Genomic DNA, 23,210 nt, shown 5'->3' on the forward strand with positions numbered 1-23,210 from the left:
ATGCTCCTGTGCAAGTACAGATGCACGTGCAAACGCACGAATGTCGTTGCTTGGGCTGGGATTCCGAAACGAGGCGCCCCGTGTCCATGATCTACAACGGAATGCCCTCTTCACAACTGGGACGGCAAGACTGGCGCAAGAGCCGGCACAGCAATCCGAGCGGCAACTGCGTCGAGATCGCCCTGCTGTCCGACGGGCGGGTGGCCGTACGCAACTCCCGGCACACGTGCGGACCTGCGCTGATCCTGTCTCTACAGGCCATGGCCGCATTCCTCCGCTCCGTCAAGGAGGGCGAATTCGACGACCTTCTGGACGAAGCAGAGAAATGATCTCGCCACTTGCGCGGCCCGGCGCGGCGGGTATCGTTAACGTGGCGTAAACGTCGGTGCACCTCAAAGGACCCCATATGACTGCGGCCCCTACCGAGGGTGTGCCTCACCCGCTCGACCTGGCGGCACGATCACGCCGTAGCCCCACTGTCCTGCGCATCCTGCTCGGCACCCAGCTGCGGCGGCTCCGCGAAAGCCGGCACATCCGCCTGGAGGAGGCCGGCCAGGCCATCCGCGCCTCCCACTCGAAGATCAGCCGGATGGAGCTCGGGCGGGTCGGATTCCGCCGCCGCGACGTCGCCGATCTCCTCACGCTGTACGGCGTCACCGAGGAGAGCGAGCGCGAGGCGCTGCTCTCCCTCGTCGCGCAGGCCAACGCCCACGGCTGGTGGCACAAGTACGACGACGTCCTGCCGTCCTGGTTCGAGGCGTACGTCGGCCTGGAGCAGGCCGCGAGCGCGATCCGCTGCTACGAGGTGCAGTTCGTGCCCGGGCTGCTGCAGGCCCCCGAGTACGCCGAAGCGGTCGTGCGACTCGGCCACCCCGACGCGTCGGACGAGGAGGTCGAGCGCCGCGTCCGGCTGCGGATGGACCGCCAGGAGGTGCTGGTCCGGCCGGACCCGCCCACCGTGTGGGCGGTGATCGACGAGGCCGTGCTGCGACGTCCGGTGGGCGGGTCCCGGGGGATGCGGGCCCAGATCGAGCACCTGCTCGAAATGATCACCCTTCCTCGTGTAACGCTCCAAATCATCCCGTTCAGCGCCGGCGGGCATGCCGCCGCCGGCGGGCCGTTCAGCATCCTGCGCTTCGCGGGAGTCGGCCTGCCCGACGTCGTCTATCTCGAACAGCTCACCAGCGCCATCTACCTGGAGAAGCGGGATGACGTCGACCGCTATCTCGCCGTCATGGAACGGCTGTGCATCCAGGCCAGGCCGGTGACGGACACCAAGCGGATGTTGCAGCAGCTCCTGACGGAGCTGTGACGATGCGCTAGCGTCGCTGCGCGACCCCGCTGCCGCACGCCCACAGGAAACGATGGCGCAAGCCGCACCTGGAAATACGTGTCAGGCGCCCGTGGGAGGTAAGTGGAGTGACTACCACCGTGGGCAAGCAGGAGGGCGGTGAGAACCTTGGCGGGCAGCCTGCTCAGCCTGGAGTTCGACCGAAGTTCGGTCACCAGGGTGCGGCATCTCGTCATGGTGTCGGCGCAGGAGGCCGGTCTTGAGGGCGTGGCCCTGCAGGACTTCGTGCTCGCGGTGCACGAGGCGGTCACCAACGCCGTACGGTACGGCTCGCCGCCGCGGGGAATCGCCATGTGGCGCGAGGCGGGGACGCTGGTCGCCGAGATCACCGACAAGGGCCCCGGCATACCCGACGAGGCCCTGGAACGCGAGCAGACGGTCACGCGGTTCGACTTCGGGGGACGCGGACTGTGGCTCATGAACCGCCTGGCCGACCTCGTCGTGCGTACGGGAGCCGAGGGAACCACGATCCGCCTCTGCGCGGCGCTCGACTGAACGACATCCGACTTCCGCTGAGAGCGGAGCGGGGGCCGCCTGACCGAAAACGGGCCTCCTCATCTCCCCGAACATGATCCCCGCGCAGGGTTAGCACCGTTGTGAGCTGGGCACTTCTGATCTCGCCGCCCTGCCGCCAGGGTCGGACGGCAGGCATGCAGGGCGGGCCGTAATCATGATTTTGGTGCACCGGAATTTCTGGCAATCCGGGCCGGAGGCCGAAGCCTTGCTAGGCTGCAGGGAACCGTAGAACCGGGCGTTGTCTCACCCGGCAGGTGAGACCGTCGAGAAGTGGGGTCACACCGTGAAGAAGCTGCTTGTTCTCGCTCTGGTCGCCGTCGGCGGGCTTCTGGTCTGGCGCAAGGTGCAGGCCGACCGTGCCGAGCTCGACCTGTGGACCGAGGCCACCGGCAGCGAGAACTGACCACCAGGGATGGTGCTTGATCGTGGCAAGGGTACGGGAATGAGCCCCGTGAAGCTGGCCTGTCTTGACCTGGCCGGCACCACGATCGGTGACATCGACATGGTGGAACGGGCGTTCGCCGAGGCGATCGCCACGCAGGGCATCGTCCCCGGGACCAGTGCCTATGCCCGTGCCATGGTGCATGTGCACAGGTCTCGGGGATGTCCCAAGATCGAAGTCTTCCGGGGCATCTTCCCCGGCAACGAAGCCCAGGCGCAGGCCGCCAACCTGACCTTCGAGCGTTCGTACGAGGGAGCCATCGAACGGGCCGGTCTCGTGCCGCTTCCGGGGGCCGTCGAGGCCATCACGAAGCTCCGCGACGCGGGCCTGAAGATCGCCCTGATCACCGGATTCAGCCGGGCGACCCTGGGACGGGTGCTGAGCACCCTCACCTGGGTCGACATGCTGGATCTCGCGCTGTGTCCCGAAGACGCCGGACGCGGCCGTCCCTACCCCGACATGGTGCTCACCGCCATCCTGCGTTCCGGCATCGACGACGTACGGCAGGTCGCCCTGGTGGGCGACTCCGAGAGCGACATGCTGTGCGGCCGGCGCGCGGGCGCCTCGATCGTCGCCGGCGTTCTCACCGGCGTCCACAGCAAGGACCGCCTGATCGGCGGCGGCGCCACCCACATCATCGAATCCATCGCCGACTTCCCCGGGCTCGTCCTCGCCAACGAGGTCGGCGCCTCGCCCGTGGCCACCTCCTGATCGCCCGTCTCCCTCGAAGGTTTTCCCGGCGCCGGGGGCCACGCGGGCGGCACGGGCGGTATCGAGTGGCGCTCGAGTGCGGGCTGTTGCTACCGTGTATGCACCGGCGGCCTGTGGATCTGCACATTTGCGCAGTTCGCACCCGTCACGGGGCCTTAGCTCAGCTGGCAGAGCGCCTGCTTTGCAAGCAGGAAGTCAGGGGTTCGAATCCCCTAGGCTCCACCAGCCAAAACGCCGCTTCCACGATCATGGGAAGCGGCGTTCGTGCCATTAACGTGCCATTAGCTCTTGCCGGCATCGCGCTCCGCCTCGACTCGCGCGCTCAGCGCGTCGGCGATCTTCCGGTCTGCGTCGCGGGTGGCGTGCTGGTAGATCAGCGCGGCTCGGTCGCTGTCGTGACCCATCCGGGCCTTGAGGTCGGCGAGGCTCGCGCCTGACTGCGCGGCGAGTGTGTTGCCGGTGTGCCGAAGGTCGTGGAAGTGCAGCCCCTTGACGCCCATCTCCTTGAGCGCTTCCGCCCACTTGGCCTCACGCCGGAAGTTGCCACCGCGGAGGAACGCACCGCGCTTGCCGAGAAAGACGAACGCGTCGTCTCCCGTGCCGGTGAACTGGTCGAGGTGGTCGACGAGGGCCGGAACGATGGCCGAGGGGATGCTGACCGTCCGCTTGCCGGCCCGCGACTTGGGCGGAGCGAGCACCATGTCTCCCCCGTCCAGCTCGATGAGCTGTTCGCGTACGCGGACCGTGCGCGCCTCGATGTCGATGTCCGAGCGCCGCAGCGCGATGACCTCGCCCCAACGCAGGCTTGCGAAAGTGGTCAGCAGGATCAACGCGCGGAATCGCCGGTCCGCCATCCGGTCGGCCAGCTCGAAGACCTGGGCGACGGTGAGAATGGGCCGCTCCGGCGTCTGCTCGTTGTCCGCGCCCTTGATGCGGCAGGGGTTCTGGCTGATCAGCTTGTCCTCTTCGACGGCCGTCATCAGAACGGCCCGGAGGAGCCGGTACGCCTTGGCCGCCGTGGACACCGAGACGCCTTTGTCTATAAGGGCGGCTCGCCAGGAGCGGACAAGCGCTGTCGTGAGTTTGCCGACCGGCACCTCGCCGAGGCCGGGAACGATGTGCCGTTCAAGGAGCCAGGTGTAGAGCTCGACCGTCTTGGGCCGCAGGCCAGGACGTTCTTTGATCCAGGTCCGCGCGTAGTCGCCGAGCAGGACTTTGCCGCGATCGAGGTCCGTCCACTCTCCAGAGATCATCTGCGCTTCGAGCAGCGTGAGCGCACGGTCGGCGTCCGTCTTGGTTGCGTAGGTCGTGGAGCCCGTGTGGATCCGCCCATCGGGGCCGGGATAGCGAATCTGAAAGCGGCCGGAGGGAAGCTTGCGGATATTGCCGAAACGCCGGTGACCGTCTCTGTTCGCCATCAGGCCGCCCGTCCCTTCGGCGCTTTGACCGGCTCGACGAGCCCGGCCGCAATGAACGCTTCGAGGGCGGCTTCGGGAATGCGAACGCCCCGGCCGACGCGGACGAAGAAGATACGGCGTTCGGCGATCAGCCGACGAGGAAAGCGAACCGAGGTGTTCAGCCGTTCGGCCGCCTCTTCGACACGGAGAAGCCGACCTTGGGCCTCGGGGGGGAGTAGCGCGTTAGGAGAAAGCGCGTTCGTCATGCAGCCCTCCCTTCAGTTGCCGAAAAATCTCTGCCGTCTGCCTCGGCTTCGAGCCGGGCCAGGTGGTTACGCCAGCGCTGCCGTTCGTGAACCGACCGCAGGAGCCGTACGCCGATCGGGGCCAGGTCGGGGTCTCCGGGTTTGACGGGTCGCCAGATGTAGCGGTGGGGGTCGGCCGGTTCGTCGGGCAGGCCGAGGGCTTCCAGGACCCAGGTGCGTCGGTCGTGCTTGTGCTCGGTGAGGGTCTTGTTGGACCACTTGCGGGAGACCAGGACGCGGCGGCCGGCGTAGCCGAGGTGGTCCGGCTTGTGCGCCTTGCCCCTGCACCGACCGGGGGCCATCCCCGGTTTGGCGCCCTTGGGTTGGATGCCGTAGCGCAGCCAGTTCGGGCACGTGGGCGAGCACGGCTCAAAGCGCAGGGCGTCGAGCAGCCGTTCGGCATGGGCCTTGCGGCGCGGGTCGTCGGTGCCGAGCGCGTCACCGAGGGACTTGGTGAGGTACTTGGACAGGTACCGGATCAGCTGGTCGGCGTCCGGGGTCCCGGCGAGGACGCTCTGAATGTCCATCTGGTCGCCGAAGCGGAGCACGTGCAGGGGCCGGGCGTCCTCGTCGGCGTCAAGGGCGTCGAGGGCTTGGTCCCAGGTGGGCAGGACTTCCCCGGTGTCGGGGTCGAGGTAGCCGGTCCCGTCCTCCCACACCGGCAGGTGCTCACCCTCGAACCGCACGACATCCGTGGGTGGCCACCACACCTGGTGGTAGGTGGCCGCGACGATCTGCCGCAGCTCCGCCCTGGGGAGGGTGCCGCGGATCGCCATGTGCAGATGGGGCGCGAGCCGCTTTTGCGGTTCGACGGTGGCGAAGTACTGCACATCGAACCCGGCGACGCGGCGGAGGTTCTGCACGAAGCGGTCCACGAGCTTGGAGAAGTGCAGGGCGTCCCGGGCCGCCCGCGCGTAGTCGTAGGCGGCCGGATCGACAGGGACACCCTCCAGCACCCGGCCGTAGGAGGGCAGGGTGAGCGTGACGAACATCGACGGCCGGTAGGTTCTGCCGTTCGAGCCGGTGAAGTTCCGCCCGAGCGTCGTCGTGGCCATTCGCCGCCTGGGCAGATCCGGGGCGTCCTGCCGCCGCTTGGTGGACCTTGTGCGCTTGCCGGAGACTCGGCCGAGGACGTTGCCGCGCATCCCCGCCCGGTTGATCTCCTCATCCAGCTCCGCGATCGCGGCGTCCAGGTCGGTGGTGTCCCCGCCGGCCTTTACGACCTCGTCCCGCCACGCCTGAGCGTCCGCGCGCAGCTCGACAAGGTGCCGCTGGTAGTCGTCCGGGGTGTCGGGGAGGTTGACGGGTTCGTGGTCGAGGTGCCAGCCCTCCCGGCACTGCGCCCGGCGAAGCTGCCGGTTGCGTGTGGCGCACGGCGGGCACTTGCTCTCCAGCGTGGCCCCGCAGGGGACGTCGATGACCTCGACCTGTCCGGTGAGGATGTCCTGCCGCCGCAGCGGCACGGGGCGGATGCACACGCCGTACTGCTTGGCGATCTCCTCGACGACGTCCCGCGCGAGCGGTTGTGCCATACGGACGGCGCGGGGAGTGGACCGGTCGTTGAGCCGAGCGGGGGAGATCGGCTGGTCTCCCCCGGCCTGCTGGGCGTCGGTGAGGTCGATCAACTGTCCTCCTCTACGACCTCGGGGACGGTGAGGGCGGTCTGGCCGCATTCGTGGCACTCGACCAGGCCGCGCAGGGGGTCGAGCCACAAGACGTTGAGCGCGCCGCAGATGGAGCAGCGCAGTCCGTCGAGGAAGTGCGCCGGGCTGTTCATGCGGCCTCGCTTCGACCGCCGTACTCGGCGACCATCTGCCGGATGTCGGAGTCGGAGACGTAGGCGGCCCGGACTCGCACGGGATCGGGTGAGGTCTCCAGCCGGACGTAGCCGACGCCCGCGCCGAGCTCTGGAATCGGCGAGATGTGGTCGGCGAGTGCGCCCCGGTCGCGTGCGCCGTCGCCGAGGACCATGTCCACCTGTTCCGATTCATCGAGACGGAGGGCGATCTTGTCGGGGAACAGGTTGCGGATGTTCATGACCTCCTTGCGGGGGTCCTGGAGTGCAGCCATGACGCCGACGCCGACCGCCCGGCCCTGTGTCGTCAGGGTGGCCAGGGCCGCCGTGATCCGCTGACGGAGTTGCTTGTCGGACTGGTAGGCGGTCAGGAACGCAACCTCGTCGACGAGGACCAGGACGAACGGGTCATCGACGGTCGGCGTGTGGGAGCGCTGGAGGCCGGCGAACCGGTCGGCCCGCTCCTGCATCACGCACACGGCCTCATCGAGCAGGTCGGCACACTCCTTCGGATCGGCCGCGTACCGGGCGAACAAGGCGCGGCCGAAGGACAGTTCCATCCGCTTGGGGTCGAGCGCCCAGACCTGCACCAGTCCGGCCCGCATCGCCGGGAGGAGCCCGCGGATGGTCGACCACAGGTAGGAGCCCTTACCGGCCCCGGTCGCACCGGCGATCAGGATGTGGGTGCCATGGACCTTGAGCCGCAGCGGTGAGCCGTCCTCGCACCGGCCAATCTCGATCGGCCCCACCGAGGCAACCTCAGGGATGGGCACGGCGGGCAGGGGTTCGGCGAGCGGATCACGCCGGGGGAAGGTGAGCACGAGCCGCCCGGCCCGCACGACCGCCACCCGGCAGGAGGGGGAGCCGAAGCCATGAGCCAGGTGGTCGGTGCGGTCGGCCCAGTCCTTGACGGCCTGCCCGGACAGCATGCGCACGGTGACGCGGTCGGCCCAGCCGTCGCACTCCACGTGGATGAGGCGGGGCAGGTAGTCGCGGCCCTGGAGGTGACGGCCGAGCCCGGACATGATCATCACTGGTTGCCAGTGCCGCCGGTAGATCCAGAACCGGCGCCAGAAGGCCAACAGTCGCCAGCCGATCCAGCGGGCGAACGATGCCCGGTCGGCTAGCACCCAGCCGAACAACAGCGAACCGGGGATGGTGACGGCGGCGACCGCGACGGGCCCACCGTACCGGACCCAGATCACGCCGGGAACGGCGAGCACCGCAACCGCGATGGGGTGGACGATGAGGGTACGGACGAGACCGGCGACTAGGCGGCCGAGGAAGACCAGGATCGTGAGGATCGCCGGGGTCTGGACGACGGCCGGTTTGAACACGACCGCCGTGTCTGGAGTGGTGGACACGAGGTTACGGACCTCGCCACCGGGAAGGCGCTTGAGCATAAGCTGAACTCCTCTCTTGTGATGCGCAGTCAGGGAGAGACCGAGGGGCCGCCGGAAGTTGCCGCTTCCAGCGGCCCCGCTTGCGTCAGGCCGCCGTATCGGTGACCTGGGCGTGGTCGGCGTGTATGCGTTCGCAGTCGGCCAGGTACCGCGCGGCGGCGTTGAAGATCTGCCGCGCGATCTCCAGGTCTTCGGCGGTGACCGGTCCGGCTCCGGTGGTCGAGACCGTCACGTCCGCCTCGTCGGATTCCAGGACCAGGTACGGCCGCCCGGACTCGAGCACCCGAGCACGCGCCCACGTGATCGAGGCGTAGAACGAGATCCCGATGCGGGGACGCTGACCGGGGTCGATCGACATCGACACGTGGGTGTAGGGACCGTGCGTCATCACGCCACCCCCCGACCGTTGGCCAGACCGTGAAACCGCCGCTCGATCGACCGGGCGAACGAGGCCGCCTCACGGGCGAGCTGCCGGGCGAACTCGACATCGGCCGGGCTGACCTGATCACTGTCCGAGGTGGACAGCAGCACCGACGTCGAGCCGAAGTCCAGCGCCAGCACCGGAGTCCGGGCCGGGTACGGCAGGGTCTTGGCCGAGGCCCCGCACCCGGTGTTGAGGCTGATCACGGCCGAGGGCCGAACCGTCCGCCGCCCCATCACGCCGCGTCCTTCGCAGCGTTGGCGGTCTTGCCGGCCCCTGTGCGGGGAGCCCGCATCACCCGAGCCGAGATCGAGTAGGCCAGCCGCCCCGTCGCCTGATGGACGTACGGCTTGACCTCCAGCCCTTCGAACTCGGCCGGAGCGAGCGGCACGCCCGGCAGCGACGGCGGGACGACCGGCTGCACCTCCGACAGGATCTTCACGGTCACCGTCTTCTGCGCGGCCTTCAGTGAAGGATCGGCGTCCATCACCGGGACCTGCCAGACCGGTAGGCCGGTCGTCTTGTCCTTGGCCTGGGTGTCCCGCTTGGCGTCGAAGTCCTTCGCCGCGGTCACCTCGCCCACGACGTAGCAGCCGTGCGGGAACAGCAGCTCGAAGCTGATCGGGATGGGTCCTTGCAGTGCCATAGTTCACCACCTCCTTGTCCACCCCCCTAGACATTGGCGGCTGGTCCGCGACGAGAACTGTCTAGGGGGCTACGCGGAAGACGTTAGCAAGTAGAAGCATGGACTGTCTAGGGGGGTAAACGATGGAGGGTTGCGACCTTGGAGCGCCAGCTGAGGTCTTGACGCAAGGGATCACAGCGAGCGGCGCGATAGAGCTACGGTCTACTTGGCGAGTTTCAGTCGGCGTGGCGGCTAGCGAGGCGGTCGAAGAAGTCGTCGAGCATTTGGATGCTGGTTGGAGAGTCGACGAGTTCGTCACCGCCGAAGCGATAAATCTCATACCCCTTCAGGCGCAGCTCGCGGTCCTCGGCCACCATTTTGGCGTAGCGACGTGGGCTTGCCTTTCCGTCATCGTCGGCGTAGTGCTGCTTCCCATCGCATTCGATAACGACACGGACGTGGTGCGGTAAGAGTAGAAGGAAGTCCATCCGCTGCCGCCCTAGTGGCGAGGCCCCCGGCAAGTAGCGAGTGCGCGTGTACGGGTCGTAGTGAAGATAGACCTGTGGTATAAGTGCCGGGATTTCGGGACCAAGCCGGATATACCGTTGAGCGTACCTCCGAAGAATGCGACGTTCGGCGTCATTATTACCCAAAGAGCGGTCCAGCCGTCGGTACAGGCTGAGTGAGATGTCACTCGCCGCGGCACCGTTCATTCCCTCCCGATCAGCCCACCAGTCAGTCAGCTCCGCCCAGGTGAGGCCGTGTGCAGCTAGCGGACGGTCGTAGACCAGGCAACCTTTTTCATTCTGCACGATACGCAAGTCGTTATTGACCGCATCATCGAGCACAATTTTGGGCTTGGGGCCAATGGCGGCGAAGATTAAGTTCTTCATCGCGCCGCGTACGCCGGACCCTATCCGGCGCGGAGCGAAGACGGGGGCACCGCTGATCTCGTCAATCTTGACTAGTTCATAGCCGTCATGAATTAAGACGCTATTGAAGAAGGTACGCAGCTGTTCGACTTCGGACGAGTCAAGCCGTACGGCGGGGTGCAGCATCTCCGCGAGGAACGCCAGCAGCGCCTCATCGCCATCTGTCAGGCCGAAGCGCGTGTCCTCGAAGATCCAGTCGTCGGGCCAGTCGTTGTTCCACAACCGATGCTGAGCGATGTCCTGGGCTGCTGTTGCGAAGCGAGGGTCGCGGCTGGGCAATCTATCTATGTCGTAGAGCCGGGCCAGGAAATCCACATCGTCAAGCCTCCCACTCCACGGAGTCTGCAGCTGGGCGAGGCCGTCAATAAGCCGCTGGCGGGTCACATCGGTGATGTACCTGACGGTGGAGATGACGGCCTCCCGCGAGAGGGCAGATGAAATCGGGCAATGGCCTCATAGTTGTCATACCGGCCTGCAATCTCGATTATGCATGCTCTAGCCTCGATCTTTCACGTTCATCAGGTCGCTGGCTGAGCGGTTCGGCTGGAGTGTGAAATCGCGGTCGTGGTCAGCCTGGTGGCCCGGCTGTCGCGCCGGGTGGACGGGGTTCCACGGGCCCGCGGGGTGTCCTTCCTGGTCGTCGGGGCGGTTTGGTGCCGGATCAGGTCGGTGCCGGGAGTGCTTGGAGCCGGGTGATGGCGGTGACCAGTTGGCCGGCCCAGGGCCAGGACGCGGCGATGCGCAGGCGTAGGCGGCGTCCGCCGCGGACCAGGCGGGCGGCGACGGCGAACAGGCGAAGCCGCAGCCGTTTGGGCTCATAACGGCGGGCCGGCCCATCCAGGGCGAGCATCTGCATCCAAGCCAGGAGTTCGCAGGCCAGGGCGACGACCTCACACCAGATCTGATTCTGGTCGAAGTCGTGCAGCGGCAGGTTGCGCAGCCCGGTGTCCTTGGCGGCGCGGATGCGGTCTTCGCAGCGGGCGCGGCGGCGGTGGCGTAGCTCCAGGTCGGCGAGCTGACCGCGGCGGGTGTCGGTGACAAAACAGGTGAAGCGGTGCCCGTCGATGTCGGTGAAGCGCAACTGCGCGCCCGGGTGCGGGCGCTCTTTGCGCACAATCAGGCGCATGCCCTTCGGCCAGCCGTCCAGCTTCACCAGGCCGGTCAGCTCGGCCACCCACGCACCCGGCCGTACCTGCCCGCCTGAGTCGTAGGCGGGCGTCCACGCCTGCGCGGGCAGAGCCAGAATCGCGGCCTGGATTTCTTCGGTGAGGGCGAACCCGATGGAGTACGACAGCCGCCGCCCGGGCCGGGACAGCCAGGTGAGGAACTCGCGGGTGCCGCCGCCGGAATCGGCGCGGATCAGTACCTGACGGCGGCGGTGCTTGGGAAGCTGGGCCAGCGCCAGCCGGGTGGCGGTGATGTGGTCGGCGGCGGTGTTGGATCCGGCGTTGCCGGGCCGCAGCATGATCGCCAAGGGTTCCCCGCCCCCGGTCGCTCCGTGGTCGGCGAAGACCGTCATCGGGTGGAACCCGAAGGTCTTCTTCCAGGTCGGCGCGGCCTGTTGCTTGTCAGAGTGGGCGATGACGATGGTCGCGTCGATGTCGAGGGGAATCAGCTGGCCGTCGGTGCCGGGGGCGTGGGGGCCGGCCAGGGCCCAGGCCCGCTGCCGGGCGGTGGCACGGGCGGCGCGGATCGCCTTAAGCGCGCGGACGGGGTCGGCGGCCAGGCGGTCGATCACCCGGGACACGGTCGGGTCGGAGGCGATCGGGCCGAACAGCTCGGGCTGAGCGCGGAGCATCGCGATGTCGGCCAGGCAGTCCCCGCCTAACGCCAGCGTGAGGGCCAGATCGGCGATGACTTTGCCCGGGTCGTGTACCGCCCGGGACGGACGCCACCGTTCCAGCTGCGCCGATAGTTCCCTGCCCAGGCCGGTGACCCGCAACGTCTCCAGCAACAGCAGCCCACCGGCCTGCGAGACGAGTCCCGAGCCGTCGGCGGACACCACGATCTTGCGCTGCAACGCGATAGTCTTCACTTGGAAAGTGCCTTCTGAACTGGTGCGGACAGGACTCTCGACAAGCCCAATCCTCCCAGCTCAAAGGCACTTTTCTCATGTAAACGATCAAGCCCGCTCAAATTCGTCGCGAAAGCCCGAGGCTAGCGCTTCTACCGGATCACCCAAGACGCCTTCGCTTGGACAGCAGTAGGCAGCGGTTGCGTCATCGTGAGGCTTGCTTCGTGGCCAGCGCTCACCGCGAGGGTCGGACCGCTCAGCTTCACGGACCTGGCGGATCAGCTCGGCTGGTCCGTCTTGAGCTAGCGTTCCGAGCAACCGCCGCCAAGTCGTAAGGCGATAGCGGTTGACGGCGTCGGCGGCTCCGTCGGTTAGCAGGGCTGCGGCGCATATCCCGTCGGTGGGGATGGTGCCGGTGAAGGCTTGGTCGGCGGCGAGGGGGTCGGTGGAGGCGACCCAGAAGCCGCCGTCGCGGTTGCGGTATTGGCCGAGGGTTTCGACGTACTGGCGGCGGGCTTCGGCGTGCTCGGGTGTGCCGCCGGGCAGGCTGTCGAGCCGTGTGCGGTGGGGGGCGGCGACCTGTTCGAGCCGGTCGTCGCAGATCACCATCGGGTTGGGCGTGCGTGTGTCGAGGATGAGGGTGGAGTCGCCGAGGACGAGCCAGTCGAGGTGGTCGGCGGTTTGGCGGAGCATGATGACGGTGGCGGAGGGGGAGCCGCCGTGGGTCAGGTCGCAGGTGAAGTCGTGCAGTGAGGTGACGTGCTTGATGCCCTGGGCGAGGAGTTCGGGCAGGGGGCCGGCGCTTTGGGTCATCTCGGCGAGCAGGGTGGAACCGAGGGTGTGGGAGTACCAGCGCACGCTGTGCGAGCAGGCCGAGGTGATGCCTGGAGGGATGCTGGCACCGTCGAGCAGGACGACGGCGTCGGCGGTGGCGCCGATGAAGTCTTCGTTGGGCCGGTCGGGGTAGGCGGGTTCGCTGGCGAAGGCGACGCGCATCAGGTGTCCTCGTGCCGGTAGAGCGGGCTGGCCAGTTCCGCTCGCACTGGTTCCCCGGTTTGCGGGTCGTATTCGACGCCGACCACGCAGGAGAAGCGGCGGTCGCCGACCTGCCCCCACAAGGTGGCGATCTCATTGGCGAGTAGGTGGATGACGCCGAGGGAGCCGTTGGGGTGGATACCGGCGATGGCCAGGAATGACCCGTTGCCGTCCGGGCGGGGTAGGCGGCCGAGGAAGGCCGAGTCGGTCGACTGCTGCGGGTCGAGTTGGGAGCCGGACCGGTACTCGCGGCCGGTGCGCGTGTCGAGGAGCTTCCAGCCGATATCGTCGCGGTCCCAGCGGATGACCGGATCGGCGTCGTACGCAGCACGCATGGCATCCGACATGCGGGGGCCGCAGATGACGAGCAGGCCGGGCCGGTTGAGGTCGATCTGCCCGTCCACCGTGACGTTGTCGGTGGCGACGGTCAGGCCGAAGGTCCGGGCGAGGTCTTCCAGGCGCTTGCCGGCGCGCATGTCGTCCAGGGCGACCATGGAGCGGCCGGTCGCGGCGTCGTGCCGCAGAGGGGTCACCACGGTTACCGACCCAATGCCGAGGAACGCGCCCTCGGGGGCGGGGCCGGTGTGGCGGATCTGGTGGATACGCCCGCGAGACAGACCGGCCTTCTCGGCGATCTGCGCATACGACATGCCCTGGGCGTGAAGCTCTTGAATGACGCGGCGGCGGAGCCGGGCCAGTTCGGTGACTTCTTGCTGGGCGGCGTTGAGTCGTTCGGTGGCGACCCGGAGCAGCAGGTAGGGATCGTCGATCGCGGCGATTTTGTCCAGGTCGCTCGGTGGCACGGTTCCTCCTCGGTGGTGCGCACCCGAGTCTAGGGCCCTAGACGAAATGCCGTCTATCCCTCTTGACAGTACGGTTTTGGCGGGTTTGCCAGTGGTTGGGTCCACGGCCCGGATCGCCGAGCGCCGGTTGGGGACACCGCGCGGGCTCACCGCACCATTCCCGTCAACAGGGCCGCCCAGACCTCACGCGCCTGGGCGAGGGACCAGCGATGGGTCTCGCGGATCTCGGGGGCGTCCTCGTTCTGGAGGGTGCGCAGGATGAACCCTTGGCCGCCCGCCTGGCACAACTCGTAAACCATGGCCAGGCAGTCGCAGGTCCAGGCGAGCACCCGTACCCGCGCTCCGTCCGAGGGCTCGAACCATTCCAGCTTCTTGCACTCTGGCTGCCGGCGATCGGGGACGTGCGGGCTCACGCAGCTCATCACCGGGACGTCGCCTGTGCGGCGGCTGCGATGGGGTCGACCTTGAGCAGCGCCCAGACGGTACGGCCGGCCTGGTTGCCGTACACGCCCCAGTTGTCGGCCAGGTTGGCGACCAGCAGCAGGCCGCGGCCACCCTCGTCGTCGCTGGGCCGGACGAGCCGGGGAACTTCGAAGCCGCCTTCGTCGGTGACGCCGAGCCAGACCTGATCGGGCTCGGCCTGGATGCTGACGATGAACTTGCCGCCGAACCGGGCCGAGGCGGTGTGCCGGACGGCGTTGGTCGCCAGTTCGCTCACGATGAGTTCGGCCGACTCGACGACAGGCCAGACGCCGAGGGATGCGGTGATGAAGCGCCGGGCTTCGGTGACCGAGGCAGGACGGCCGAGGAAGTGCCGGGACAGGCGCCAAGGGGCCACGGGGACACGCTCCGTCGTATAGGGGGCTAGACATGCCTACGAACAGGAGCGTATGACCACGCTAGAAGCATCTCAAGGAATACAGCGCATAAATGCGTCAGTTGTTGAGCTGCTTCGCCAGCTCCCGGAAGTCCGACGCGATCTCACCCAGCAGCGCCCGCAGCTCATCCCCGTACACCGCCGTCCCCGCAAACGCCTCAAACGCCTCTTCATGAGCGCCGATCTCGGACGCCTCCGTCAGCGTGAGGTCACCGGTCAGGCTCTCCACCACGCTCACGGACCCATCGAAGATGGTGAACCCGTGCAGCGGGAAGGCCGGCGCCTCCGTCTTCCATGGCACGACCCCGAGCCGGACATGCGGCAACGTTGACACCTGGGCCAACCGGTCGAGCTGGGCCAGCATCAACGATGGAGACCCTGGCCAGGTACGCACCGCGCCCTCGGTGAGCACAAAGGCGAACCGCCGGCCATCATCAAACAGAACCGCTTGAGCATCGACTCGTGCGGCGGCGGCTTTGGCCGCATCGTCCTCATCGACATCTCGGCCGAGTGCCACCGCCAGCCGCGCATACTCCGCTGTCTGCAACAGTGCCGGGATCATCGCCGAGGAGAAGACCGCTATCCACTTCGACGAACGCACCCGCGCAGCGTCCGCTGCTTCCCGGCCAGCCAACCCACCCTTCAGCCGGGACACCTCATCACGCAGTCGCACGAGCAGCATGTCCAACTCGCGCCGCGCGTCCTGGTCGAGGTCAAGAGCTGCGGACACCCGATCAACCGTCTCCGGAGTCGGTAACAGCCGCCCCGTCTCCATCCGCGAGATCGTCGGCTGCGCCACCCCGGCCCGCAGCGCTAAGTCCTTACCCGTCAGCCCCGCATTCTTACGAAGCCGCCGCAGTAGCTCACCCAGCTCCCGAAGCCGGTCTCTCCGGTCCTCCATGCTTAGCGTTCTATCATGCAGGGATGGTGCCCCTCGTGATCGATCCTGCTGATGAGTGCCGAGATCACGGATAGTCCATATTCGTGTGCAAATCCACCAAATACGAAGTGCGATCAAGCAGTTCATCGAAAGAGTCACCATCGATCGCCGAACGTACCTCGTTGTAAAATTCGTCATCGTAGCGCACATCCAGTCCGGCCGCGGCCCACTGCATGCCGTGATATGCGGGACCGGTCTCAAGCCATGCGTCGAAAGAATCGAATAGCTCGCAGATCTGGCGATAGTCTGACGCAGCTATTGGCACAAAATCGAAATGAGGGCTTTCGCGAATGTCGCTCAACATGGCAGGAAGCCAGCCAATGCTCGGTATGTAGAACCCGATGGCCCCCTTTGATTTGTCGAATCCCCCGTGTGCATATGTATTGCGATACTCCTCCGAAATTTCATTCAGCTTGTCATGGAAGTTCTTAGCGTCCTTGTTTGAAGTGATATCGAACACGGTCTTGAACTTCTTGGACCACCGATCTCCCATGAAAGTTAGAAAATCTTCCCCGATTACTGCTCTGTCTGTGAATGGTGCAATCAGGACAAGTATGTGCTCCAGTAGGCTGAAGTAGGATGAGACCATTGCTACGGTGTTGTAGAACGCCTCTGTCTCATGTTCGAAGATGTAGTTCGCTCTTTGTCGCCGCCCGTTGCCCTCATATGCAAGGCTCGCACCCTCTCGAAAGTATTCATATGAATCGCGGAGTCGATATCTCTGATTGCGAACGATCACGCGGCCCTGTTGTAACTCCGACATCGCCATCGGTCGTAGAACATCGCGCTCTAGTACCCGTTGCGCCTTTGCCAATCGTCCCACTATCTTCTGAGTGATTTGGGCGGCAATCTCTGTATCTGGCGCTATGGCTCTGTCTATGTAGAGACGAAGACCAAATTTCTCTGAAGAAAGGACGCAGCGAGCTCCTTCGAAAGCGAAGGGAAATGCCCATGCGACTTTTTCCGCGCGACCGTAATTCTCGCACCCAAGGGCCTGTAGTATCAAATAGATTAGACCTGGGACTGGTAGAATCTCTCTTGAGACGCTTACGCGAAATTCGGATGTGGATTCTTTCTTGATGGTTTCAGGAGTGGCGATATCGAAATCTCTGAGGACTTGTCTCATTCTTCTCAAAGCCTGCGGACTGATCTGCAGAGTTTCTGGGCGCATCCAACTACTCCTGTAAACACTTTGCTGCTAGCTCTCAACGGGATTTGATGGTAGATCCGGTTGTCTAGTCCCACGACATGATTGACAGTTCTGTCCCACCACATGCTTGACGGGTGCCCTAGGAAACATGACCGGCCTTGCGGGGCCGGGCCGCTTTGACGCTGCGGACGGGTTGAGTGGTGGTGCGGCGGACCACGCGGGTGTCGTCGGGCAGTTCGATCGTCAGCGTGGTGTCGCTGACGTGCACGGTCACGATGGCGCGGGCGTGGATGCGGACGAGGGCGACCTTCTGCCCGACGACCATGATGACCCCGCTGTTGCTGGCCACCCGCTGCACGGTGACCGGCTCGGCCGAGGGCCTCGGTGGCGGCCCGGCCGGGCGGGCGTCGCGCAGGTGCCGCACCCGGTCCCAGCTGATCGGGTTGGGCCGGGTACGGAGCAGCTCGCGGGTGTCGGGGTCGAAGAACATCAAGGTGTGTTCCTCGATCCGGACGGTCACCCGCCGGCCGTTGAGGATCTCGGCGGCCAGCACGACGCGTCCGGCCAGGCTGACCGTGCCCGAGCGGCTGACGGTCCGATCCACCTCCACAGCGGTTCCCGGCTCGGCCGGCGGCAGCGGCGCCGACCCGGCCGCGCGTCCCCCGGCTGCGGCGAGCTTGGCCAGGTCGGCATTCGACAGGTGCGAGCGGAAGCTCTTGATCCGCACCCCGGCAACCAGCAGGTGGATGACGTCGGTGTCGGCCCAGAACGTCACCATCACCCCGGCCCGGTCGGGGCCGAGCCAGAACTGGCGTCCCGCCACGAACATGTTGCCGCTGGCGGGGACGACGCGGTCGAACTCCACCGGCCCGCCCGACCACGCCCTGACCGGCTCCTGGTCGGCGATCGCAGGCGCGTCTCGCCGATCGGGGACGTGCGTCGGCGCGGGAACCTCCGGTGCTGGTGCTGGTGCTGGTGCTGGCTGCGGCGGGGCGGCCTGGCCGTCGATCGCCTTGAGCGCGCCGGGCAGCCGCAGCGGCAACAGCTCCTCGCGGGGGTCGGCCGTGGGCGTGAACCGCTCGGCCGGGCAGGCCATGCCGATCGCCTGATGCGGTCGCCGGGTGTTGTACTCGGCTACCCAAGCGTCCACCGCGGCCTGCGCCGCCGCCAGGTCCTCGAACGGCACGGCGTCGTCCAGCAGCTCGCGGCGCAGCGTCTGGTGGAACCGCTCGACCTTCCCCGTCGTGGTCGGCGAGCGCGGCTGAGTCAGCCGATGCGCGATCCCGTTGTCCCGGCAGATCCGGTCGAACAGCACCTCCCCGCCCTTGCCGAACCGATCGGTGAACTGCTTGCCATTGTCCGTCAACACCTCCTCCGGCACCCCGAACCTCTGCAGCGCCTGGGCGAAGGCCAGGCACACCGCCCGCCCGGTCGGACGAGCCACCACAGATGCGATCACGCAGTAACGCGAATGGTCGTCAACCCCGGTGACGACCTTCGCCTCGGTGCCGTCGGCCAGGAACACCCCGCCGACGATGTCCATCTGCCACAGCTGCATCGGCGCAGGGCGCTCCCACCGCAGGTAGTCCTCCCGGCGCTTGCGCCGCTGCCGAGGACTCACCAGGCCATGGCGCACCAGCGCCCGATACACCGCCATCCGCGACGGCACCGGATCCACCCCCAGGCGCTTTGCCTCGTGCACCAGCCGGACAGGACCCCACCGCGGATGCTCACGCCGCAGCTCACACACCACCGCCTCCACCTCCGGCGATAACTGCGACGGTGACGTCTTCGGACGGCGGGAACGGTCGACCAACCCCGACAAACCCGAATCCCGATAGCGGCGCAGCCAGGAATGCATCGTCTGCCGCGACACCCCGACCTGAGCGGCGGTCTCGCTCACACTCGCTCCGGCGAGGACCGCCAAAACCGCCCGATAACGCTGTTCGACAACGGACAAATCGACCAGGGCCAATCCCGGCCTCCTGACGCGCGCCACCCGCAAACGACGCACGAAAGATCGACCGAAAACGGCACCTGTCAAACATGTCCTGGGACTGATGTGTCAAGCATGTCGCGGGACAGGACAGATGGTAGATCCGGTGCATTGCCGAATCGCTCTTTTAGAGATCAAGGGCGGCGCTCCGCGCCGCCTCGCGGCCCGTCATCCGCTCGGCGGTCGGGCTTGCGGCCTGGGGGCCGGTCCCGACCGCCGACGGCCTGGGACCGCGCGGGAGGATTGCACCCACATCATGTGCACCGTATAGCCGCATCAGGCCGCTGCTAGCAGCATGTTTTCAAGACGCTGGAGTCTGGTTCTGTTGCGGCGACTCCTCCGCTACTCACACTTCCCTATGGCATCCGAAAGCGACCCAATTTTCGCCATTCCCGCAAGAACTCGTCATAGAGCTTATGCGCATCTTTGCGACTAACACCCCGCGCCATAATCGTCTTTATGATGCTCTTCTTCAGGAGCTTGCTCCAGATTTCCTGAAATCCTGTGTCTGGTATCTCGATTAGGATTCGGGTTGCATCCAGGCTACCGATATATCGGTCACCGGGCTTGCCGGCTTGAAGATACAGCGAACGCGCACTCAATATCTGATCAACGACGCCACCTCGATGCTCTATGCTAAATCTCACCACAACAACAACTTCAACTGGTCTAACGAACTTTAAGACTAGTCCAACGTGATCATATGGCAGCTTCGCCCAGTTGACCAGCACTTCTCCTTCGCTCAAATAATGGTGAACTCGGATGGCCTCTTCAACATCGGGCCTACGGCGCGTATCTAGAATTATCAAGGGAATTAGGCGGCCGTGACCAACGCCCCCGGTGGCGATCGCAGCGTCAGAGATTACGTCTAACGGGGCAGGCAGTCGTTCACGCATCGTCATCAACTCCGCCAGTCTATGTCGATTCTTTCCTATTAACCAGTATTGGAGCGATATCAACAATCGCACCGACGCTGTCTTCTAGTTTTAATGTTAAATCTTCGACATTGCACTCCTTCAGCAACCCTATAGGGACAGTGAATCCGAGGGCGCCCGAAACGGCCTCGCGCGCGCCTAGCGGTACAGGAAGGTTTAAGAGGGATTCACCTGGCTCATTTTTAGCGAGGACTAAGCGGTTATCCTGTGGTATTTTAACTACATGATTGGAGCCGTCGTTCCTGGAGTATCCAATCCATAATTCGGCTCTAACCAAAGCGTTATCCATGTCGGATGGATTGCGTACAATCAACGGAAAGATGTATCGGTGCGAATCATCTGCGGCTTCATAATATGACCGCCCTAGGTTGCCAATTAGGCTAATACTTCTACGCGCCTCTTGCTTTCGTGTCAAACGAAACTGTCTTTTTGCGGTCCTAGCACTAGAGATCGCGTAAATTGCCGCCACCCATGCCGCGGCAGCAGATGCAAATGAAAAGACCGCCTCGGGAGACGTAACCCACGTAGGGAGTGAGATGCCGCTCATTTCCTAATGTCTCTCCAAATACTATGCGCCCGACAGGCGTCAGGAACGACCGTCCCTGATCCGGGTTCAATAGTCAAGACGTGCATACCCGTCTCTTGAGAGTGGCTCCTGCGAACGCGAATGCAGTCCGGTGATCGCTTGTCCTCCTCGCTGCCCTAGGCTCCCGGCCGTGCCCGCCGAGTCAAGGGCGCCTTCGGCGTCGCTTCGCGATCAGCTTCGCTGACCCTTGACACAGCGGTCCCGTCCTGGGGATCGGCAGCTACGAGGAGGACGGGGGCAGAACAGGAGGCGGGCCGCGCCGGCAACGGTCCGGGGTAGGTCGCGGGCGTGATCTCCGGGCCATTAGCGGGCCATTAAGGGCGGTCAACAGGGGGTACTCACGGTCACTCACGGGCCGCCTCTCGCCCAGGTCGGGGCCGTTGTCCTTGGTGAGCGGGCCGATTTGCAAGCAGGAAGTCAGGGGTTCGAATCCCCTAGGCTCCACCAGCCAAAACGCCGCTTCCACGATCACGGGAAGCGGCGTTCGTGCCATTAACGGGCCATCAGCTCTCAGCACTGCTCTCCTTCTTGCCGTTGGCCGCCTTCCGGTCGGTCTCTACCCGGGCGCTCAGTGCGTCAGCGATTCTCTGGTCGGCTTGCGCTTGTCGGCCTCGAAGTCCTGTGGAATCCGCTTTCCCGGATGAGCCTGTGGCTCAGTTGGCTCGTGATTTTGATGGCATGGCTGGGCGATCAGTGGGCGAGTTGGTGGAGCCAGTCGCGGAGGAGGGCGGTTTCGGTCGGGCGGAGCGGGAGGGGGGCCCCGTCCGCGGCGGTGAGGGCGGCATCGAGGGCGAGGGCGCGGGAGGCGAGGCCGGGGTCGGTGGCCGGGGGCGGGTCGGTGGTGAGGGAGTCGATGAGGGTGTCGCGCATTCTCGTGGAGATCTCCGGGTCGCGGTCCTCGGCAGGCACGCAGATCAGCGACAGGGTGGCGCCCGTGACGGCGGCCAGCAAGAGGCGGGCGGCGAGGGCGGGGGGGATCCGGAGGCGGCCGGCGGTGGCGGCGCGGTCGAGGAACTTCAGTAGGAGGTCGTGGGCCCTGTCGGCGGCGGGTGGGCGGCGGCCGGGCCGGTCGGTGCCGTACATCAGCAGGTAGAAGGCGGGGTGGCGCAGGCCGAAGTCGACGTGGATGTCCCAGCCGCGGCGCATGTCGTCGACCGGGTCATCGGTGTGCGCCAGGGTGCGCTTCTCGGCCAGGTAGAGCTCGAAGGCGTGGATGGCCAAGGCCGCGAGGAGGCCGTCCTTGTCGCCGAAGAGCTGGTAGAGGGATGCGGCGCGGATGCCGGCCGCCGCGGCGACCGAGCGGGTGGAGACCGCCTGGGCGCCCTCCCGTTCCAGGATGTCGGCCGCTACCTCGAGGATGTGCCGCCGGGTACGGGTCTTCGCATCGTCCACGGTTGCAATGCTACGGCATTTCGCGTATCACTGAAACGAACAGTGATACGCGGATCGGCGTGGCAGTGATACATCGAGGGGGAAGCCAGTGGATCGTGTCGGATACGGCGCCATGCAGCTCGCCGGACCGAACGTGTGGGGGCCGCCGGTCGACCCCGGGTCGGCGCGGCGGGTGCTGCGCCTGGCGGTCGAGCTGGGAGTCACGTTCTTCGACACCGCGAACGCCTACGGGCCGCGTACGGTGAACCGGCTGATCGGGGAGGCGCTGCGGCCGTTCCCGGAGGGGGTGATCGTCGGCAACAAGGTCGGCGCCGGGCGCGGCCCAGGCGGGTCGTGGATCATCACCGACCACCCGGACACGGTCCGCCGGCAGGTCCACGAGGCGCTGACCGACCTGGGTACGGAGGTGAGCGAGCTGACGTACCTGCGGCTCGGCGGCGACACTCCTGGTGCGCAGAGCGAGGAGAGCGACGTGCCGCTGGAGGACTCGCTCGGCGTGCTCGTCGAACTGCGCGACCAGGGGCTCATCCGCCGCATCGGTCTGTCCGGCGCGACGCCGCAGATGCTGGCTCGCGCGCAGAAGATGACGCCGATCGCGGCCGTGCAGAACCGCTTCAACCTGCTCGACCGCAGCGGTGTCCAGGTCCTCGCCGACTGCGAGGCGCAGGGCATCATGTTCGTTCCCTACTTCCCGCTGGCCTCTGGGCGGCTCACCAGCTACGACGCGCTGACCGGCCCCGCGGAGCGCCTCGGCGCGACGCTGGCCCAGGTAGCGCTGGCCTGGCTGCTACGCCGTTCCCCTGCCATGGTCGTCATCCCCGGCACGACCAACCCCGATCACCTGCGCACCAACATCGCCGCGGCCGAGGTCGCCGAGAACCTGACCGACGCCGAGGTAGCCCGCCTGACCGGCCTCGTCGACGAGTCGAAGGCCGTCCTCGACCAGCCACACCAGTCCACGCTCGACGCGCTCAGGTCCGCGGCGGAGAGCCACCGCTGAACAACAGCTCGACGGCGGCGGCCACCTCGCCGGCTGGCCGCCGCCCGTCGAGCTCCACCGAGGCATCCCGCCCGAGCAGCGGCCCGACCTCGCAGACGTGACGTCAGAACATCACTTCTGATTGATCGCCTTCGGCGCCAGGCCGAACCTGGGTACGTCCCTCCTCGGCACACAGCCTGAGAACTGCTAGGCAGGCGTGCGTGTCGATCCGGGTGAGATCGCGGACTCATCGCGGTCAATGTGATCAGCATGGTAGAGAGCCTGTGCCAGCAAGCGTCGGACGTGTTCGTCAGCGGCGGTGTAGTAGACGAAGGTCCCTTCGCGCCGGCCCTTGACCAATCCGGCGAGGCGAAGCTTGGCCAAGTGCTGGCTGACTGCCGTGGGGGCGGCCTGGGCGAGTTCGGCCAGGCAGGCCACGGACGACTCCCCTTGCAGCAACGCCCACATGATTTTTATCCGCGTCGGGTCGGACAGCAGTCGGAACGACTCGGCGGCCAGCTGCACCTGTTCCTCGTTCGGCATGTCGAAGTCGGGCAGCGAGGTGTGCATGCCGCCAGCATAACCCGAAAGGCCACTTGCTTGCG

The 23,210-nt window shown here is 66.2% G+C and carries 25 protein-coding genes, 1 tRNA gene and 1 pseudogene; 7 read left to right on the forward strand and 20 right to left on the reverse strand.

What is annotated here, in order from left to right; translation table 11 throughout:
- Nucleotides 1–86 precede the first annotated feature (86 nt).
- The 6 genes from OHB01_RS10570 to OHB01_RS10595 all read left to right on the forward strand — a co-directional run bounded on the left by OHB01_RS10570 (nt 87) and on the right by OHB01_RS10595 (nt 3,245).
- The gene (locus OHB01_RS10570) at nt 87–329 is read left to right on the forward strand and encodes a DUF397 domain-containing protein (RefSeq protein ID WP_185949036.1); all 243 of its coding nucleotides are present in this window, start codon (nt 87–89) and stop codon (nt 327–329) included.
- 77 nt (nt 330–406) lie between these two features.
- Nucleotides 407–1,312: a helix-turn-helix domain-containing protein gene (locus OHB01_RS10575; RefSeq protein ID WP_142649979.1), complete on the forward strand. Its 906-nt coding sequence runs from the start codon at nt 407–409 to the stop codon at nt 1,310–1,312.
- Nucleotides 1,313–1,450: 138 nt separating this feature from the next.
- Nucleotides 1,451–1,846 carry an ATP-binding protein gene (locus OHB01_RS10580; protein WP_142649978.1) on the forward strand — a complete coding sequence of 132 codons (396 nt, stop codon included), beginning with the start codon at nt 1,451–1,453 and terminating at the stop codon, nt 1,844–1,846.
- A gap of 304 nt (nt 1,847–2,150) precedes the next feature.
- Nucleotides 2,151–2,270 (forward strand): DLW-39 family protein, encoded by a 120-nt coding sequence (locus OHB01_RS10585; protein WP_208802288.1) that lies wholly within the window; start codon nt 2,151–2,153, stop codon nt 2,268–2,270.
- 39 nt (nt 2,271–2,309) lie between these two features.
- Nucleotides 2,310–3,020: an HAD-IA family hydrolase gene (locus OHB01_RS10590; RefSeq protein ID WP_142649977.1), complete on the forward strand. Its 711-nt coding sequence runs from the start codon at nt 2,310–2,312 to the stop codon at nt 3,018–3,020.
- 149 nt (nt 3,021–3,169) lie between these two features.
- Nucleotides 3,170–3,245: transfer RNA gene (locus OHB01_RS10595), tRNA-Ala, on the forward strand.
- 56 nt (nt 3,246–3,301) lie between these two features.
- Here the strand turns inward: OHB01_RS10595 and OHB01_RS10600 are convergent.
- The 19 genes and pseudogenes from OHB01_RS10600 to OHB01_RS10690 all read right to left on the reverse strand — a co-directional run bounded on the left by OHB01_RS10600 (nt 3,302) and on the right by OHB01_RS10690 (nt 21,626).
- Nucleotides 3,302–4,438 (reverse strand): tyrosine-type recombinase/integrase, encoded by a 1,137-nt coding sequence (locus OHB01_RS10600; protein ID WP_142649976.1) that lies wholly within the window; start codon nt 4,436–4,438, stop codon nt 3,302–3,304.
- A complete protein-coding gene (locus OHB01_RS10605; protein ID WP_142649975.1) occupies nt 4,438–4,683 on the reverse strand; it encodes a helix-turn-helix domain-containing protein in 246 nt (81 codons plus the stop codon). Before OHB01_RS10605 ends, OHB01_RS10600 begins: the two co-directional genes overlap by 1 nt.
- Nucleotides 4,680–6,254: a replication initiator gene (locus tag OHB01_RS10610; protein ID WP_328855838.1), complete on the reverse strand. Its 1,575-nt coding sequence runs from the start codon at nt 6,252–6,254 to the stop codon at nt 4,680–4,682. Before OHB01_RS10610 ends, OHB01_RS10605 begins: the two co-directional genes overlap by 4 nt.
- Before the next feature lie 89 nt (nt 6,255–6,343).
- Nucleotides 6,344–6,499 (reverse strand): hypothetical protein, encoded by a 156-nt coding sequence (locus OHB01_RS10615; protein ID WP_328855273.1) that lies wholly within the window; start codon nt 6,497–6,499, stop codon nt 6,344–6,346.
- Nucleotides 6,496–7,920 (reverse strand): FtsK/SpoIIIE domain-containing protein, encoded by a 1,425-nt coding sequence (locus OHB01_RS10620; protein ID WP_328855274.1) that lies wholly within the window; start codon nt 7,918–7,920, stop codon nt 6,496–6,498. The genes OHB01_RS10615 and OHB01_RS10620 overlap by 4 nt, the downstream gene beginning before the upstream one ends.
- Before the next feature lie 85 nt (nt 7,921–8,005).
- Nucleotides 8,006–8,308, reverse strand: a complete 303-nt coding sequence (locus OHB01_RS10625) for a hypothetical protein (RefSeq protein WP_328855275.1) — start codon at nt 8,306–8,308, stop codon at nt 8,006–8,008.
- A complete protein-coding gene (locus tag OHB01_RS10630) occupies nt 8,308–8,580 on the reverse strand; it encodes a hypothetical protein (RefSeq protein WP_328855276.1) in 273 nt (90 codons plus the stop codon). Before OHB01_RS10630 ends, OHB01_RS10625 begins: the two co-directional genes overlap by 1 nt.
- Nucleotides 8,577–8,987, reverse strand: coding sequence for a plasmid replication, integration and excision activator (locus OHB01_RS10635; protein ID WP_328855277.1), 411 nt, complete (start codon nt 8,985–8,987; stop codon nt 8,577–8,579). The genes OHB01_RS10630 and OHB01_RS10635 overlap by 4 nt, the downstream gene beginning before the upstream one ends.
- Nucleotides 8,988–9,202: 215 nt before the next feature.
- Nucleotides 9,203–10,282 (reverse strand): hypothetical protein, encoded by a 1,080-nt coding sequence (locus OHB01_RS10640; RefSeq protein ID WP_328855278.1) that lies wholly within the window; start codon nt 10,280–10,282, stop codon nt 9,203–9,205.
- Between the two features lie 277 nt (nt 10,283–10,559).
- A complete protein-coding gene (locus tag OHB01_RS10645) occupies nt 10,560–11,933 on the reverse strand; it encodes an IS1380 family transposase (RefSeq protein ID WP_147945574.1) in 1,374 nt (457 codons plus the stop codon).
- Nucleotides 11,934–12,020: 87 nt separating this feature from the next.
- Entirely contained in the window at nt 12,021–12,908 is an 888-nt protein-coding gene (locus OHB01_RS10650; RefSeq protein WP_328855279.1) for an integrase, read from the reverse strand.
- Nucleotides 12,908–13,750, reverse strand: coding sequence for a sigma factor-like helix-turn-helix DNA-binding protein (locus tag OHB01_RS10655; protein WP_328855280.1), 843 nt, complete (start codon nt 13,748–13,750; stop codon nt 12,908–12,910). Before OHB01_RS10655 ends, OHB01_RS10650 begins: the two co-directional genes overlap by 1 nt.
- 146 nt (nt 13,751–13,896) lie before the next feature.
- The gene (locus OHB01_RS10660; protein ID WP_328855281.1) at nt 13,897–14,163 is read right to left on the reverse strand and encodes a hypothetical protein; all 267 of its coding nucleotides are present in this window, start codon (nt 14,161–14,163) and stop codon (nt 13,897–13,899) included.
- 8 nt (nt 14,164–14,171) lie between these two features.
- Nucleotides 14,172–14,588, reverse strand: coding sequence for an ATP-binding protein (locus OHB01_RS10665; protein WP_328855282.1), 417 nt, complete (start codon nt 14,586–14,588; stop codon nt 14,172–14,174).
- 97 nt (nt 14,589–14,685) lie between these two features.
- Complete coding sequence (locus OHB01_RS10670) at nt 14,686–15,528, reverse strand: helix-turn-helix transcriptional regulator (protein ID WP_328855283.1); 843 nt, start codon at nt 15,526–15,528, stop codon at nt 14,686–14,688.
- A gap of 64 nt (nt 15,529–15,592) precedes the next feature.
- Nucleotides 15,593–16,738 (reverse strand): hypothetical protein, encoded by a 1,146-nt coding sequence (locus tag OHB01_RS10675; protein ID WP_328855284.1) that lies wholly within the window; start codon nt 16,736–16,738, stop codon nt 15,593–15,595.
- 673 nt (nt 16,739–17,411) lie between these two features.
- Nucleotides 17,412–18,677: pseudogene (locus OHB01_RS10680) on the reverse strand (IS481 family transposase); the annotation flags it as partial.
- A 392-nt stretch (nt 18,678–19,069) separates the two neighbouring features.
- Nucleotides 19,070–19,615: a hypothetical protein gene (locus OHB01_RS10685; protein ID WP_328855286.1), complete on the reverse strand. Its 546-nt coding sequence runs from the start codon at nt 19,613–19,615 to the stop codon at nt 19,070–19,072.
- Between the two features lie 1,309 nt (nt 19,616–20,924).
- The gene (locus tag OHB01_RS10690) at nt 20,925–21,626 is read right to left on the reverse strand and encodes a TetR/AcrR family transcriptional regulator (RefSeq protein WP_142649108.1); all 702 of its coding nucleotides are present in this window, start codon (nt 21,624–21,626) and stop codon (nt 20,925–20,927) included.
- Between the two features lie 88 nt (nt 21,627–21,714).
- Here OHB01_RS10690 and OHB01_RS10695 point away from each other — a divergent pair, with 88 nt between their 5' ends.
- Complete coding sequence (locus tag OHB01_RS10695; protein WP_147943276.1) at nt 21,715–22,626, forward strand: aldo/keto reductase; 912 nt, start codon at nt 21,715–21,717, stop codon at nt 22,624–22,626.
- Nucleotides 22,627–22,812: 186 nt separating this feature from the next.
- On the opposite strand, the gene OHB01_RS10700 is transcribed toward OHB01_RS10695, so the two are convergent.
- Nucleotides 22,813–23,175 (reverse strand): ArsR/SmtB family transcription factor, encoded by a 363-nt coding sequence (locus OHB01_RS10700; RefSeq protein WP_142649110.1) that lies wholly within the window; start codon nt 23,173–23,175, stop codon nt 22,813–22,815.
- Between the last annotated feature and the right edge of the window lie 35 nt (nt 23,176–23,210).

It is taken from the genome of Microbispora hainanensis (genome assembly GCF_036186745.1).
Taxonomy (GTDB): domain Bacteria; phylum Actinomycetota; class Actinomycetes; order Streptosporangiales; family Streptosporangiaceae; genus Microbispora.

Excerpts from the sequence above, each read along its gene's own strand:
- OHB01_RS10570 (WP_185949036.1), top strand. The coding sequence starts at position 87 with ATGATCTACAACGGAATGCCCTCTTCACAACTGGGACGGCAAGACTGG.
- OHB01_RS10575 (WP_142649979.1), top strand. The coding sequence starts at position 407 with ATGACTGCGGCCCCTACCGAGGGTGTGCCTCACCCGCTCGACCTGGCG.
- OHB01_RS10590 (WP_142649977.1), top strand. The coding sequence starts at position 2,310 with ATGAGCCCCGTGAAGCTGGCCTGTCTTGACCTGGCCGGCACCACGATC.
- OHB01_RS10600 (WP_142649976.1), bottom strand. The coding sequence starts at position 4,438 with ATGGCGAACAGAGACGGTCACCGGCGTTTCGGCAATATCCGCAAGCTT.
- OHB01_RS10605 (WP_142649975.1), bottom strand. The coding sequence starts at position 4,683 with ATGACGAACGCGCTTTCTCCTAACGCGCTACTCCCCCCCGAGGCCCAA.
- OHB01_RS10610 (WP_328855838.1), bottom strand. The coding sequence starts at position 6,254 with ATGGCACAACCGCTCGCGCGGGACGTCGTCGAGGAGATCGCCAAGCAG.
- OHB01_RS10615 (WP_328855273.1), bottom strand. The coding sequence starts at position 6,499 with ATGAACAGCCCGGCGCACTTCCTCGACGGACTGCGCTGCTCCATCTGC.
- OHB01_RS10620 (WP_328855274.1), bottom strand. The coding sequence starts at position 7,920 with ATGCTCAAGCGCCTTCCCGGTGGCGAGGTCCGTAACCTCGTGTCCACC.
- OHB01_RS10625 (WP_328855275.1), bottom strand. The coding sequence starts at position 8,308 with ATGACGCACGGTCCCTACACCCACGTGTCGATGTCGATCGACCCCGGT.
- OHB01_RS10635 (WP_328855277.1), bottom strand. The coding sequence starts at position 8,987 with ATGGCACTGCAAGGACCCATCCCGATCAGCTTCGAGCTGCTGTTCCCG.
- OHB01_RS10650 (WP_328855279.1), bottom strand. The coding sequence starts at position 12,908 with ATGCGCGTCGCCTTCGCCAGCGAACCCGCCTACCCCGACCGGCCCAAC.
- OHB01_RS10670 (WP_328855283.1), bottom strand. The coding sequence starts at position 15,528 with ATGGAGGACCGGAGAGACCGGCTTCGGGAGCTGGGTGAGCTACTGCGG.
- OHB01_RS10675 (WP_328855284.1), bottom strand. The coding sequence starts at position 16,738 with ATGCGCCCAGAAACTCTGCAGATCAGTCCGCAGGCTTTGAGAAGAATG.
- OHB01_RS10685 (WP_328855286.1), bottom strand. The coding sequence starts at position 19,615 with ATGACGATGCGTGAACGACTGCCTGCCCCGTTAGACGTAATCTCTGAC.
- OHB01_RS10700 (WP_142649110.1), bottom strand. The coding sequence starts at position 23,175 with ATGCACACCTCGCTGCCCGACTTCGACATGCCGAACGAGGAACAGGTG.